Genomic DNA, 13,305 nt, shown 5'->3' with positions numbered 1-13,305 from the left:
GCGGTCGCCAGTACATCACAAAACGGGGATGCGCCCCTCTTCCACCGCATGGCAGGCGACCTTCACGCCGCCATCGTCGATCAGCTGTGGGCGCTCGCTGCGGCAGCGCTCATTGGCCAGCGGGCAGCGCGGGTTGAAGGCGCAACCGGTCGGAGGGTTGAGCGGATTGGGCACCTCGCCCTGCACGGGGGTGCGCGCCTTGCCGGTGTCGTGCATCTTCGGAATGGCATCGAGCAGCATGCGCGTATAGGGGTGGCGCGGCTTGGCAAACAGGGTTTGCTTATCGGCCAGCTCTACCAGCCTACCCAGATACATGACACCCACCTGGTCACTGACGTGGCGCACGACAGCCAGGTTGTGCGAGATGAACAGATAGGTCAGACCGCGCTTTTTCTGCAGGTCCTTCATGATGTTGAGCACCTGGGCCTGCACGGACACATCGAGCGCCGAGGTGGGCTCGTCGCAGACCAGAAACTCCGGCTCGGTCGCCAGTGCACGGGCGATGGAGATGCGCTGGCGCTGCCCGCCCGAGAACTGGTGCGGGTACTTGAGCATGTCCATCGGCGCCAGGCCCACCTGCACCAGCAGCTCGGCCACGCGGGCCTTGAGCTGCTCGGTATTGGTGATCAGGCCATGCTCCTTGAGCGGCTCGCCAATGATCTGCTCAACCGACCAGCGCGGGTTCAGGCTGGCGTAGGGGTCCTGGAAGATCATCTGCACGCGGCGGCGCATCGCGCGCGCGTTCGGGTCGCGGAAGGCGGCATGCGCATCCTGGCCATCGAAGGTGAAGCTGCCGCGCGTGGGGCCGTACAGGCCCACCAAGAGCCGCGCCACCGTGCTCTTGCCGCAGCCGGACTCGCCCACCAGGGCCAGGGTCTTGCCCTTTTCAATGTCAAAGCTCACGCCATCGACGGCGCGCAGCAGACTGCGCGGCTTGCGCTCCAGCACCCGGTTGAGCCAGGGTGCCGACACATCAAAGGTCTTGGCCAGGTCACGGGCCTGCACCAGGGGCTGCTTGTCGCCCGCGCCTTGCAGCGCTGCTGCGTCCTTGTTCGTCATGGTTGCCATCTCGCTCATACCGTGTCCTCGGTGGCAGCCACTTGGGGCTGGTAATCGGCTGCATGCAGCCAGCAGGCGGCCTGGGTGGCGCCCGCAGCCATCAGCTCGGGGCGCTGCTCCATGCAGCGGTCAAACACCTGGGGGCAGCGCGGGTTGAAGGCGCAGCCCTTGGGGATGGCATTGAGCCGGGGCATGGCGCCGTCGATCTGGTTCAGGCGCTCACGGTCGGCTTCCATATCCGGAATGGACGCCATCAGGCCGCGTGTGTAGGGGTGCGCGGGGTGGTTGATCACCTCATGCACCGGGCCGATTTCCGCAATGCGGCCGGCGTACATCACCGCGACCCGGTCACAGGTCTCGGCGATCACGCCCATGTCATGGGTGATCAGCATCACGGCCGCACCACGGGTGCGGCAGATGTTCTTGAGCAGGCTGATGATCTGCGCCTGGATCGATACGTCGAGCGCGGTGGTGGGCTCGTCGGCCACGATCAGCTTGGGCTCGGCCGCCAGCGCCAGCGCAATCACCACGCGCTGGCGCATGCCGCCGGAGAACTGGTGCGGAAAATGGTCGATCCGCTCTTCGGCGGCCGGAATGCCGGTGTCCTTGAGCAGTTCGATCGCGCGCTGGCGCGCCTCCGAGGCCGAGAGCTTGAGGTGGGTCTGGATGGTCTCGATCAGCTGGCGGCCCACAGTGTAGAGCGGGTTCAGCGACGTGAGCGGGTCCTGGAAGATCGCGCCAATGCGGCGGCCCCGGATATGGCGCATCTTGTCGGCGGACAGGTTGTCGATGCGCTCGCCTTCGAGCACGATCTCGCCCGAGGCCACATGGCCTGGCGGCTCGAGCAGGCCGATGATGGAGGCGCCCGTCAGCGACTTGCCCGCGCCCGATTCACCGACCACGCCCAGGATCTCGCCGGGGGCGATGGAAAAGGAGATGTTGTCCAGCGCCCGCAGCACACCATGGCGATTGGGAAACTCGACCACCAGATTTTTTACTTCCAACAATGACATCGTGGTTGTTCCTTGTTCGTCTTGTGTCCGCACCATCAACGCAGGCGCGGGTTAAGCGCATCGCGCAGCCAGTCGCCCAGCAGGTTGACCGACAGGGCGATCAGCACCAGCATCAGGCCCGGGAAGATCGTGATCCACCATTCGCCGGAGAACAGGTAGTCATTGCCCACGCGGATCAGGGTGCCCAGCGAGGGCGAAGTGGGCGGCGCGCCCACGCCGAGGAAAGACAGGGTCGCCTCGGTGATGATGGCGGTGGCCACCTGGATGGTGGCCAGCACCATGACCGGGCCCAGCACATTGGGCAGCACATGCTTGACCATGATGCGCAGCGGCGCCACACCGGTGACGCGGGCGGCCTGCACATATTCCTTGTTGCGCTCGACCATGGTCGAGCCGCGCACCGTGCGTGCGTATTGCACCCAGCCGGTGAGCGAGATCGAGATGATCAGCACGCCAAAGGCCAGCGATTCATTGGCATTGGGAAACACCGCGCGGCCCACACCGGCGATCAGCAGTGCCACCAGAATGGCCGGGAAGGACAGCATCACATCGCACAGGCGCATCAGCACCGAATCGATCCAGCCGCCCTTGAAGCCTGCCAAGAGGCCCAGGCCCACGCCGACGACCACGGACAGCGCCACCGAGGCCAGGCCCACGATCAGCGAAATGCGCGCGCCATACATCAGCGCCGACAGAATGTCGCGGCCCTGGTCATCGGTGCCCAGGATGTATTTCCAGCCGCCCTCTTCACTCCACACCGGCGGAATGCGCGCGTCGCTCAGCTCCAGGGTGGTCAGGTCAAAGGGGTTGTGCGGTGCCACCCAGCCGGCAAACAGCGCGCAAAACACGCAGACCGCCGCAATGAGGGCGGCCACGATGGCTGTGGGCGACTTGCGAAAGCTGTAGCCCACATCGCTGTCCATCCAGCGCCTGATTCGGTTTTTCATCGTCATCTTCTCTCTCTAGTCTCTGGCCGCTGCAGTGCAGCGGCCCGGGGCATTTACTTCTTCACGGTCATCCACTTGAAGGGCATGAAGCCATCGGCCATCTGCACCAGCTCGACGTTCTTGCTCACCCCCCAGTTCATGAACTGCTGGTGCAGCGGCAGGTAGCCCACATCGTCGGCCACGGTCTGCAGCGCCTCATGGATCGCCTGGTTGCGCTTGGTGGTGTCGGTCTCGGACTGCACCTGGCGGGTCAAGGCATCGACCTTGGGGTTGCAGTAGTTGCCATAGTTGAACGCGCCAGCACCCTTGCCGTCATTGCAGTTCATCAAGGCCAGCAGCGGGTTGTGGGCGTCGTAGGTCGACGGCGTCCAGCCCAGGATGTAGAAGGCCGTTTCATGGCGCATGATGCGCGGGAAATAGGTGCCCTTGGTCTCGGCATTGAGCTGCACCTTGACGCCAATCTTGGCCAGGTTGGCCGACACCGCCTGGCAGATGCGGCTGTCGTTGATGTAGCGGTCATTCGAGCAGTTCAAGGTCAGCGAGAAACCATCGGGGTAGCCCGCTTCGCTCAGCAGCTTCTTGGCGGCGGCCGGGTCGTAGGGCAGGCGCTTGATGTCGTCGGTATAGCCATTGACGCCCTTGCCGATCAAGGTGGCCAGATTGCCCGAGGCGCCGCGCATCACCTGCTTGTGCAGGCCCTCGATATCGATGGCCTGGTAGAAGGCCTGGCGCACGCGCTTGTCCTTGAACGGGTTCTTGCCCTTGACGCTGGCGTTCAGCAGCTCATCGCGCTTTTGGTCCATGCCCATGAAGATGGCGCGCAGCTCCGGCCCGGACACCACGCGGGTGCTGCCGGTATTGGCGACACGGTCAAGATCCTGCACCGGCACCGGGTCGATCACATCGACCTGGCCCGACAGCAGCGCGGCCACACGGGTCGCATCATTGGCCACCGGCGTGTAGACCACTTCCTGCACATTGCCTTCGACCTTGTCCCAGTAGTTGGCGCTGCGGTTGAAGACGGTGCGCACATTGGGCTGGCGCTCGCGCACGCGGTAGGGGCCGGTGCCATTGGCCTTGAACGACGCGGTGTTCTCGATGCCCTTGCGGCGGTCCACCGGGTTAACGGCATTGTTCGCCTCGGACCAGGCCTTGCTCATGATGTAGACCTGCGAGATCATGCTCGGCAGGATCGGGGCCGGGTCCTTGGTCTCGATGTCGACCGTGTAGTCATCGACCTTTCGCGTCTCCTTGATGGGGTTGGTGTAGGACTTCATGTCCGAGCCCTCGAGCTGCGTGCGCATCATCGAGAACACCACATCATCGGCGGTGAACGGCGTGCCATCGTGGAACTGCACGCCCTTGCGCAAGGTGAAACGCCAGACGGTGGGCGAGGTCTGCTCCCACTTGGTCGCCAACACCGGGCGCAGGCTCAGGTCCTTGTTGCGGCCGGCCAGCGGCTCGTAGACATTGCCGGTCACACTCAGCTGCACCGTCTCATTGAAGGAATGCGGATCCATGGACAGGGCATCGCCCTGGGAACCGATGCGCACCGTCTGCGCGCCGGCGCAAACATAGGCGGCGGCCAACATCGATACCAACAAGGTCTTGCTCATCGTGTGTTTCATCGTTTTCCCCTTTTCTGAAGTCCGGCCCCCCCGGGCCGGGAGCTGAGGCTTTAGCCCAAAGCAAGTGGCATGCCACGCTCGACAATGCCGGCGTGCAGCGCCGCACCCAGCGGCAGCACATCGTCATTGAAGTCGTAGCGGTTGTTGTGCAGCGGAATAATGTCGTCACCCACGGCCTGGCCCAGGCGCAGATAGGCCCCGGGCTTTTGCTGCAGCATGAAGGAGAAATCCTCAGCGCCCATGCTCGGGTCCATGTTGCGCACCACCAGGGCTTCGCCCACCAGGTCAGAGGCGACATCGCCGGCAAACACCGCTTCTTCGGCGGTGTTGATCGTCGCCGGGTAGGAGCGCTCGTACTGCAGCTGCGCATTCACGCCAAAGGCCAGGCCCAGCGCCTGGCACAGCTCGCCCAGGCGGCGCTCGACCATGTTCTGCACATCGGGGTTGAAGGTGCGCACCGTGCCCACCAAGGTCGACGAGCCCGGCGTGACGCTGAACGCAGCCAGGTCCCCCGACTGCAGCGCGCAGATGCTGATGACGGCCGAGTCGATGGCACGCACATTGCGCGAGACGATGGACTGGATCGCCGTGATCAGGTGGGCCGAGGCCAGCACCACATCATTGGTCTGGTAAGGATGGGCGCCGTGGCCGCCCTTGCCCGTGATATTGATCTGGATGCGGTCGGCCGCAGCCATCATCGCGCCGGGGTTGATGCCGATCATGCCCTGGCGCATCGCGGGCCAGTTGTGCATCGCATAGACCGAATCGACCGGGAAGCGCTCGAACAGGCCGTCTTGGATCATCTCGCGCGCGCCGGCATAGCCTTCCTCGCCGGGCTGGAAGATCAGCACGGCGGTGCCGTCAAAATTGCGGGTCTCGGCCAGGTAGCGCGCCGCGCCCACCAGCATGGCGGTGTGGCCGTCATGGCCGCAGGCATGCATCAGCCCCTGCTTGCCAGAGCGCCAGCTGCAGTTGCCCTGCTCGGTGATCGGAAGCGCATCCATGTCGGCGCGCAGACCGATCATGCGGCCGCTGCCGTGCTTGTGGCCACGGATCACGCCGACCACGCCGGTCTTGCCAATGCCCTGGTGGATCTCATCGACACCACACAGGCGCAAGGCCTCGCTGACGCGAGCCGCGGTGTATTTTTCTTCAAAACCCAGCTCCGGATTGGCATGCAGGTCACGGCGGAAGGCCGTCAGCTCCGGATGGATCTGGGCCAGGTGAGAAAAGGCGCGCGAGCTCGCGCTATAAGGCAGACGTGGCATCTCAGTGCCCTCCCGATTTTTCGACGCGCAGGCGCGGGTCGACAGCGAAATACAACAGATCGACCACGAGGTTGATCACCACAAAAATCAGCGCAATCAGGCACAGGTAGGCGGCCATGACCGGGATATCGGCAAAGGTCACCGCCTGGATGAACAGCAGGCCCATGCCCGGCCACTGGAACACGGTCTCGGTGATGATGGCAAAGGCAATCAGGCCGCCCAGCTGCAGACCGGTGATGGTCATCACCGGCACCAGCGTGTTCTTGAGGGCATGGCCAAAGTAGATCGTGCGGTTGCTCAGGCCCCGGGCCTTGGCAAACTTGATGTAGTCGGTGCGCAGCACCTCCAGCATCTCGGCGCGCACCAAGCGCATGATCAAGGTGAGCTGGAACACGGCCAAGGTAATGGCCGGCAGGATGATGTGGTGCCAGCCCTTGGCGCTCAGCAGGCCGGTGCTCCAAAAGCCCAGCTGCATCGTCGTGCCACGGCCAAAGCTCGGGAACCAGCCCAGGTGCACCGAGAAGATCAGGATCAGCAAGATACCGATCAGGAAGGTGGGCAGGGACACGCCCAGCAGCGACAGGGTCATGAACACCTGGCTCATGAAGCTGCCGCGCCGCAGCGCGGCATACACGCCCATCGGCACGCCAATGACCAGGGCCAGCAACGCGGCCACCATGGCCAGCTCAAAGGTCGCCGGGAAGCGCTCGGCAATCAAGGACGAGACCTTGGCGCCCTGGCGCAGGCTGATGCCGAATTCGCCCTGGGCAGCATTGAGCAAAAAGTGCCAGAACTGCACGAAAAACGGTTTGTCCAGCCCCAGCGCACTGCGCAACTCGGCAATCTGCTGCGGGGTGGCATCCTGGCCCAGCAAGAAGGTGACCGGGTCACCCACATACTGGAACAACATGAAGGAAATGAACGCCACGGCGATCATCACGATCACCGCCTGTATCAATCGGCGCAATATGAATGCAAACATGGCTGACTCTCATCGTGACAAACAGAGGGAAGGTGCCCTAGGGACCCCCTGCAAAACCCCGTTGACGAGGGTTCTGCAAAGCGCCCCTGGCACCCGTGTTGTCTGCCTATTCTTCTTTCGCTTTTTATGAAATGGCCGGCTGCCGCACCGGGCAGCAGGCCTGCAAACTGCTCACCGTTGGCTAACGGACCGTCACCAGTTTGATGTCCACCCGGTTGTCTGCGCGGTGCACCAGGTCGATGTTCTTCTTCATCGCCCAAGGGATCACCTGGTCGTACAGCGGCAGGTGCGAGACCGTGTCGTTGGACAGCTGCAAGCCCTCGGTCAGCATGCGGGTGCGCACGGGCTGGTCGGTTTCGGTTTTGACGCGGTCGACCAGGTAGTCCATGCGCTCGTTGCTGTAGCGGCCGACATTGTAGTTTCCGTCGCCGCCCTTGCCGACGGTGCGCACCAGTGACTGCAGGCTGTAGAGCGAATCGAAGGTGGGCACGCCCCAGCCGAGCATGTAGATGCTCGCTTCATTGCGCTGGATCATCGGGAAGTAGGTAACCATCGGCAAGGTGCGCAGCTTGGCCTTGACCCCAATCTTGGCCCACATCGCGGTGACCGCCTGGCAGATGGCCTCATCGCTGATATAGCGGTTGTTGGGGCAGGCAAAGTCGACCTCGAAGCCATCGGGGTAGCCCGCTTGCGCGAGCAGCTTCTTGGCCGCCTCCTGGTCATAGGGAAGGCGCTGGCCCACGGTCTCGGTCCAGCCATTGACCTGGGGCGCCACCAGGGTGCCGGTCGGCTTGCCCAGGCCGCGCAGAATGGTCTTGGTGATCGCCTGGATGTCGATGGACTGGTAGAGCGCCTGGCGCACCTTCTGGTCCTTGAGCGGGTTCTTGCCCTTGACGCTGGAGCCGGGCAGCTCGTCGCGGAACTGGTCCATGCCAAAGAAAATCGTGCGGTTTTCCAGGCCTTCGAGGATCTTCAAGTCCGGGCTGGCGCGCAGGCGGTTCAGGTCTTGCGGCGTAGGGTCGAGCACCATGTCCACTTCACCGGACAGCAGCGCCGCCATGCGGGTCGGCGCCGATTTGATCGGGGTGTAGGTGATCGATGTCACATTGCCCGGCATCTGGCCCCACCAGTTGGGGTTCTTCTTGAGCACCATGCGCACATCGGGCTGCCAGGACTCCAGAATGAATGGGCCGGTGCCCATTGCATTGCGGTGGGCAAAATTCTCGTCGGACTTCTTGATGTCCATCGGCTCGGTGGACTTGTTCTTCTCCGACCAGGCCTTGCTCATCATGCGCAGCTCGGTCATCTGGCGCAGCAGCACGGGATTGGGGTCCACCATGAAGATATCGATGGTGCCGTCATCAACCTTGACGACCTTCTCGATGCCCTGCACAAAGGGGCCGTAGTTCGAGGTCTTGGCCATCGCACGCGTGATCGAGAACACCGCATCATCGGCGGTGAAGCTCGAGCCATCCTGGAACTTCACGCCCTGGCGCAATGCAAAGCGCATCTGCTTGGGAGTCACTTCCTTCCACGAGGTGGCCAGCAGCGGCTCGACCGCAAAGGTCTTGCTGTTGTAGGTGACCAGGGTCTCGTAGACATAGGGATGAATGGCGTTGTGCAGGCCATTGTTTTGCGCATGGATATCCCAGCTGGCAACGTCGGCCTGGCTGGCCCACTTGAAGGGCTTGGCCTGGGCCACGCCAGCTGACAAAACGGCGGCTACCGCTATCGCAACCAGAGCAAGAGAAGGCTGTTTCATAAGTCCTCGCAGAATAGTAGTGCTTCACTATGCCGCAAGGAATCGATCTTCCGCATGGTGCTTCCCCCAAGGCGGGGATATTCCCGAGTCCTGTTTATTTCTGTTAGGTGACCGGCAATAGCAGGTGTTTTGTCGGGCAAAACACGGCTTCATCTGCTAATTATGAAAACGCCCTGCCTGCCAGACCACGCCTGCCCTTCTATTCCCACATGTCAAAAAAGCGATACAGCAGCATCTTGGCGGCTACCAGCGCCGATACAGCATGCGGTATGTATCAAGCCTGCCACAAGCCAGCGCAGTTGCTCACCTGCCGCTCAGCGATGAAAGAGCAACAGCCCTGGTGCTTCCAACGGTTTGGCGTCTCCGCATGGGGTATTGAACATGCTGACCGAGCGAGCAGACCACTGCAGCGGTCACTGCGACGGCGGTCGCCGCGACAGCGGCCATCTGCCCGGAACAGGGCCGAGCAGCCCGGGCATAGGTGCTGCGAGCAGGCATAAAAAAAAGCCCGTCTTTCGACGGGCTTTTTGCTTTTCAGGTTGAGTAGCTAGGAAATCCTAGCCATTCATTAGAAAGCGTGACGCACACCAACGGTGATAGCGTTTTGGTTCTTGCCAGCGCCAGCTGGGTCGATGCCCAGGCCGTTAGCCGACAGGCTCATGGTTTCGCTCTTCTGGTTCTTCAGGAAAGCGTAGGTGCCGTACAGAGCGGTGCGCTTCGACAGGTTGTGGACATAGCCCAGCGACAGCTGGTGAGCCTTGCCTTCGATTTCCTTGTTGTCGTAGTAGTTGTAAGCCAGACGTGCTTCGCCAGCAGCGCCGACAGCAGCCGTTGCGCCCAGACCAGCGGACTGGAACTTAGCCTTGCTGCCACCACCCACTGGGGTGCTTTGCACTTGACGGATCAGACCCGACAGCTTGAAAGCGCCGAAGTTGTAAGCAGCGCCCAGACCCAGACCTTGAGCCTTTTCGAAGCTGGCGGTAGGATCGTTTTGCTGGTCGTAAGCAATGCCGGCGCTCAGAGGGCCGTTGTTGTAACCAGCGGACACGCCGATGTAACGCTTAGCGGAGCTGTCGCCAGCGGTTTCGCCGAAGCCGTAGTTCACGCCAGCGGTGAAGCCGGACATGTTAGGCGTGTAGTACGAAACCATGTTGCCCACGCGAACTGGGTCGCCGAAGCCGTAGGTGCCGTTGCCGAAGCTGAAGTTTTGGCCGATACCGACTTGGCCGAACACGTCGTAGCCAGACACGGTGTTGTAAGCTGCGGTCAGTTCACGACCCAGACGCACTTCACCGAAGTTGCCCATCAGGGACACGGTGGAACGACGCTTGAACTCGAAGCCAGGACCTGCAGCGCCGCCGCCGGAAGCGGTACCGCTGTCGTTCTGGATTGCGCCTTCCAGCCAGAAACCAGCCTTCAGACCGCCACCCAGATCTTCCACGCCGCGGAAGCCCAGACGGCTGGTGGCGTTACCGGAGTTGGTCAGACCGTAGTTGCTTTCGCCACCGCTGGTCTTAGCGTAGGTCACGCCAGCATCAACGATACCGAACAGGGTCACGGAAGATTGAGCCATTGCGGCGCCGGAAGCGGCCAGCACTGCCAAGGCAACAAGAGATTTTTTCATTGCGAGTTACTCCAAGGTTTAACAGACGGCGCTGGTACGGGGGGGTTGATGTCAGCCTCACGGTTCTGCACAACTTCTACCTGCTCCCGCGCCAACCTCCTAGTGTGGAAGTTCTCTCTATTTCAACAGACCGCAGGCGGTTGCGCAAACAAATTCCCCCACTTGAGGACCTATTCGCTGCAAATCGTTGCTTGAGTGCAACGTTTAACGAATGTCAGCCGCCGTCCTATTTTTCGACAAAAATTTGCTGCAAAACAAGCCGCTCCAGAGGAGATTCGCCATGTTTGCAGCGGGGTGTATTCTACTGGTTAGCATGGCAGCCTATGCAAGAACGACTCCTTTGCGCAGCAGATACTGCGCTGCGCACCCTGTTTGCAACGCCCCGTGCGGCCAACCCCTCGCCCGCTGCGGGCATGGACGAGGCGGACCTCAGCCCGGAGGAGAAGAAGCTCTCCGCTTCTTATATGCGGGTCAACCATGTGGGCGAAGTCTGCGCGCAGGCGCTCTACACCGCCCAGGCCATGGTCACCCGCGACGAGCATCTGCGCGAACACCTGCTCGAAGCCGCCCAGGAAGAGATGGACCACCTGGCCTGGACCCACCAGCGCCTGCAGGACCTGGGCGAACGCCCCAGCCTGCTCAATCCGCTGTGGTTTGCCGGCGCTTTTGTGATCGGCACCGTGGCCGCCAAGGTGAGCGACCGCGCCAGCCTGGGTTTTGTCGAAGAGACGGAAAACCAGGTGTCCCTGCACCTGCAGTCCCACCTGGAGCTGCTGCCAGCGCATGATGCGCCCTCACGGGCCGTCGTCAGCCAGATGAAAGCCGACGAGGAGCGCCATGCCGCCGCAGCGGTGGATGCCGGCGCGCTGCCGGTACCACTTCCCGCCCGGATGCTGATGAAGATCGCCTCCAAGGTGATGACCGTGACGGCACACCATATATAGATAGAGAGACAGGGCCGGACGGGGACCCCATGCAAAGGCCGCCTCTGAGGCGGCCAGAAAGCATTCTTAAGCCAACCAGTCAGGCCGCTGCGCCTGCAGCCAGCCATGCACATGGGCCCGCAAGGCCATGGCATTGTTCCGGCAGCTGTCTACCGCCGCCTGGGAGACCAGGTCTCCAGAGTAGTCCGTCAAATTGCGCTGCTTGCGCAAGGCGTCCAGCGGCCAGATCTTCTCACTGGGCCACTGCACGGTAAGTGCCAGCGTCTGGATGGCGGTCTGGTGGTGGCCCGGCTTGCTGGTCAGTGTGCGGTAGCCATGGGCCATCAGGCCCAGCATGGCCAACTGCATGATGGCCTTGTAGGCGGCATCAAACTGGTTTTCTTCACTTAAGCCGGCAATGTGTGCATCGGCAATATTGCGGTCAGCCGCAGCCAGCAAAGACCGCACTTGCTGCGCATGGGGCTCCACGGTCTCAAGACTGATGCCGACCAAGTTTTGCAAGCTCAACGTCACCCCCCACCACAAAGATCTTGGGCTTGGACAGTACATCGCGCATGAACGCATCCTGGGCGCGCGCTGCGAACTCTTGCTGGCCCAGTACCTGCGGATTGATCTCCCGGCCCAGCTCCGCCTGCAGCGGCCACAGCAACTGTACCGCCTCGTCAAATCCTAGTTGACCGACCAGCATCAGGTCAATATCGCTGCCCGCAGTCTCTTGCCCGCGCGCCACAGAACCATAGATAAAGGCCACATCGATCTTGTCTGCAACAGGCGCCAGGGCGGCAGCCAACACATCGGCCACGCCAGATGTCTTGCGCAAGATACTGGCCAGCTCTGTAAAAATGGGGCAGCGCTTGTCTGCGCGGTACAGCTGTTGGTTGCCCCGTTTTTCTCGCTGCAACAAGCCCACCGAAGTGAGCTTGCCAAGTTCTCGGGTGATGGTGCCCGCCGGCAGCCCCGTGCGCCTGGCAATTTCTCGCCCGTGCAGCTGCGTATCAGGGTGCAGCAGCAACAGCCCCAGGGCACGTCGCCGGTACTCCGGCAGCAGCAAGGCAATCAAAGATTGATTCATATAAGGCGTCAATTGTCGCCTTTTTTGCATCGGACCACAAGACAGGCTGACATCCCGTCCAGCGGCCATCCGGGCATTGCGGGATATCAACGCCCGTGCTCAGGCCTCCACAAGATCAAACCCCGTGGTGATCTCGGCTGTTTTGCCCAGCATGATGCTGGCCGAGCAGTATTTCTCATGGCTCATCGCGATCGCGCGCTCCACCGCCGCTGCGGGGATGCCCTTGCCGGTGACGGTGAACTGCATATGGATCTTGGTGAAGACCTTGGGCTCGGTGTCGGCGCGTTCTGCCTTCAGGGCCACGGTGCAGTTTTTCACATCGTGGCGGCCACGCTTGAGGATCAGCACCACGTCATAGGCGGTGCAGCCGCCGGTGCCAGCCAGCAGCAGCTCCATCGGGCGGGCGGCGAGGTTCTGGCCGCCGTTGGCCGGATTGGCCGCGTCGGGCGCGCCATCCATGGCCACCACATGGCCGCTGCCCGTTTCTGCGACAAAGCCCATTCCCGAGCGGGCGCCGCTCGCACCCGTCCACGTTACCGTGCATTCCATTGCAACTCTCCAAAAATCAGACGCCACAGTGTGGCAGATCTGCCCTGACCCCTGCTATTTGTTGCTGTCTATCAACAGCATTGGCAAAAAAAATGGTTGCGCACATTATTTTGCTGCAACGCAGCAGAAACATCGCTATACTTGGACTCATCTGCTGCTCCACAGCCAGGCGAAAGCCCCAACTGCTGGATGTAGCTTGCAAGTTGTCTCCTCCACCTCTCAAATGGTGGTTTCAAGCCCCTGATTCACATCAGGGGCTTTTTTTCTGCCCTGCGCCGGCGCAATTCCACCGCCGATCCGCTCCAGTGAATGCCAGCGGTTATAGTGCATCGGTCTCTCGATCACCTGATGCTCGCCACCCCGCCCATGCCGCCACCCGCGCATGCCCTGCTGGCTGGCGCATCAACCAGGCGCGCCATCCGCATGCGCTACCTTCTCGTTGCCTCCTTTCTCTAGC

Annotated in this window: 12 protein-coding genes; 1 reads left to right on the top strand and 11 read right to left on the bottom strand. The window is 62.1% G+C overall.

What is annotated here, in order from left to right; all coding sequences use genetic code 11:
* Window positions 1-15: 15 nt before the first annotated feature.
* From WH367_RS03510 to WH367_RS03475, 8 genes are all read right to left on the bottom strand, one after another.
* Window positions 16-1,068 (bottom strand): ABC transporter ATP-binding protein, encoded by a 1,053-nt coding sequence (locus tag WH367_RS03510; protein ID WP_239644894.1) that lies wholly within the window; start codon window positions 1,066-1,068, stop codon window positions 16-18.
* Window positions 1,069-1,073: 5 nt separating this feature from the next.
* Window positions 1,074-2,072: an ABC transporter ATP-binding protein gene (locus tag WH367_RS03505; protein ID WP_339534272.1), complete on the bottom strand. Its 999-nt coding sequence runs from the start codon at window positions 2,070-2,072 to the stop codon at window positions 1,074-1,076.
* A gap of 35 nt (window positions 2,073-2,107) precedes the next feature.
* Window positions 2,108-3,019 carry an ABC transporter permease gene (locus WH367_RS03500; protein WP_027010623.1) on the bottom strand — a complete coding sequence of 304 codons (912 nt, stop codon included), beginning with the start codon at window positions 3,017-3,019 and terminating at the stop codon, window positions 2,108-2,110.
* A 53-nt stretch (window positions 3,020-3,072) separates the two neighbouring features.
* Window positions 3,073-4,647: an ABC transporter substrate-binding protein gene (locus WH367_RS03495; RefSeq protein ID WP_339534270.1), complete on the bottom strand. Its 1,575-nt coding sequence runs from the start codon at window positions 4,645-4,647 to the stop codon at window positions 3,073-3,075.
* A gap of 50 nt (window positions 4,648-4,697) precedes the next feature.
* The gene (locus tag WH367_RS03490; RefSeq protein WP_021025744.1) at window positions 4,698-5,915 is read right to left on the bottom strand and encodes a M20 aminoacylase family protein; all 1,218 of its coding nucleotides are present in this window, start codon (window positions 5,913-5,915) and stop codon (window positions 4,698-4,700) included.
* A gap of 1 nt (window position 5,916) precedes the next feature.
* Window positions 5,917-6,897, bottom strand: coding sequence for an ABC transporter permease (locus tag WH367_RS03485; protein ID WP_116924570.1), 981 nt, complete (start codon window positions 6,895-6,897; stop codon window positions 5,917-5,919).
* Between the two features lie 181 nt (window positions 6,898-7,078).
* A complete protein-coding gene (locus WH367_RS03480) occupies window positions 7,079-8,659 on the bottom strand; it encodes an ABC transporter substrate-binding protein (RefSeq protein WP_312988503.1) in 1,581 nt (526 codons plus the stop codon).
* Window positions 8,660-9,227: 568 nt separating this feature from the next.
* The gene (locus tag WH367_RS03475) at window positions 9,228-10,283 is read right to left on the bottom strand and encodes a porin (protein WP_021025741.1); all 1,056 of its coding nucleotides are present in this window, start codon (window positions 10,281-10,283) and stop codon (window positions 9,228-9,230) included.
* A gap of 323 nt (window positions 10,284-10,606) precedes the next feature.
* On the opposite strand from WH367_RS03475, the gene coq7 reads away from it, so the two are divergent.
* Window positions 10,607-11,227 carry a 2-polyprenyl-3-methyl-6-methoxy-1,4-benzoquinone monooxygenase gene (gene coq7 / locus WH367_RS03470; protein ID WP_021025740.1) on the top strand — a complete coding sequence of 207 codons (621 nt, stop codon included), beginning with the start codon at window positions 10,607-10,609 and terminating at the stop codon, window positions 11,225-11,227.
* Window positions 11,228-11,293: 66 nt separating this feature from the next.
* Here the strand turns inward: coq7 and WH367_RS03465 are convergent, their stop codons facing one another.
* From WH367_RS03465 to WH367_RS03455, 3 genes are all read right to left on the bottom strand, one after another.
* A complete protein-coding gene (locus WH367_RS03465; protein ID WP_339534266.1) occupies window positions 11,294-11,728 on the bottom strand; it encodes a DNA-binding protein in 435 nt (144 codons plus the stop codon).
* The gene (locus tag WH367_RS03460; protein WP_339534265.1) at window positions 11,700-12,299 is read right to left on the bottom strand and encodes a nucleotidyltransferase domain-containing protein; all 600 of its coding nucleotides are present in this window, start codon (window positions 12,297-12,299) and stop codon (window positions 11,700-11,702) included. Before WH367_RS03460 ends, WH367_RS03465 begins: the two co-directional genes overlap by 29 nt.
* A 99-nt stretch (window positions 12,300-12,398) precedes the next feature.
* Window positions 12,399-12,848 carry an OsmC family protein gene (locus WH367_RS03455; protein WP_021025737.1) on the bottom strand — a complete coding sequence of 150 codons (450 nt, stop codon included), beginning with the start codon at window positions 12,846-12,848 and terminating at the stop codon, window positions 12,399-12,401.
* Window positions 12,849-13,305: the final 457 nt, after the last annotated feature.

This window comes from Comamonas sp. MYb21, from assembly GCF_037479395.1.
GTDB lineage: Bacteria > Pseudomonadota > Gammaproteobacteria > Burkholderiales > Burkholderiaceae_C > Comamonas.
Note: the sequence above shows the minus strand (reverse complement) of the source record. Positions and strands in the feature narration are given on the sequence as shown.

Excerpts from the sequence above, each read along its gene's own strand:
- WH367_RS03510 (WP_239644894.1), bottom strand. The coding sequence starts at position 1,068 with ATGGCAACCATGACGAACAAGGACGCAGCAGCGCTGCAAGGCGCGGGC.
- WH367_RS03505 (WP_339534272.1), bottom strand. The coding sequence starts at position 2,072 with ATGTCATTGTTGGAAGTAAAAAATCTGGTGGTCGAGTTTCCCAATCGC.
- WH367_RS03500 (WP_027010623.1), bottom strand. The coding sequence starts at position 3,019 with ATGAAAAACCGAATCAGGCGCTGGATGGACAGCGATGTGGGCTACAGC.
- WH367_RS03495 (WP_339534270.1), bottom strand. The coding sequence starts at position 4,647 with ATGAAACACACGATGAGCAAGACCTTGTTGGTATCGATGTTGGCCGCC.
- WH367_RS03490 (WP_021025744.1), bottom strand. The coding sequence starts at position 5,915 with ATGCCACGTCTGCCTTATAGCGCGAGCTCGCGCGCCTTTTCTCACCTG.
- WH367_RS03485 (WP_116924570.1), bottom strand. The coding sequence starts at position 6,897 with ATGTTTGCATTCATATTGCGCCGATTGATACAGGCGGTGATCGTGATG.
- WH367_RS03480 (WP_312988503.1), bottom strand. The coding sequence starts at position 8,659 with ATGAAACAGCCTTCTCTTGCTCTGGTTGCGATAGCGGTAGCCGCCGTT.
- WH367_RS03475 (WP_021025741.1), bottom strand. The coding sequence starts at position 10,283 with ATGAAAAAATCTCTTGTTGCCTTGGCAGTGCTGGCCGCTTCCGGCGCC.
- coq7 (WP_021025740.1), top strand. The coding sequence starts at position 10,607 with ATGCAAGAACGACTCCTTTGCGCAGCAGATACTGCGCTGCGCACCCTG.
- WH367_RS03460 (WP_339534265.1), bottom strand. The coding sequence starts at position 12,299 with ATGAATCAATCTTTGATTGCCTTGCTGCTGCCGGAGTACCGGCGACGT.
- WH367_RS03455 (WP_021025737.1), bottom strand. The coding sequence starts at position 12,848 with ATGGAATGCACGGTAACGTGGACGGGTGCGAGCGGCGCCCGCTCGGGA.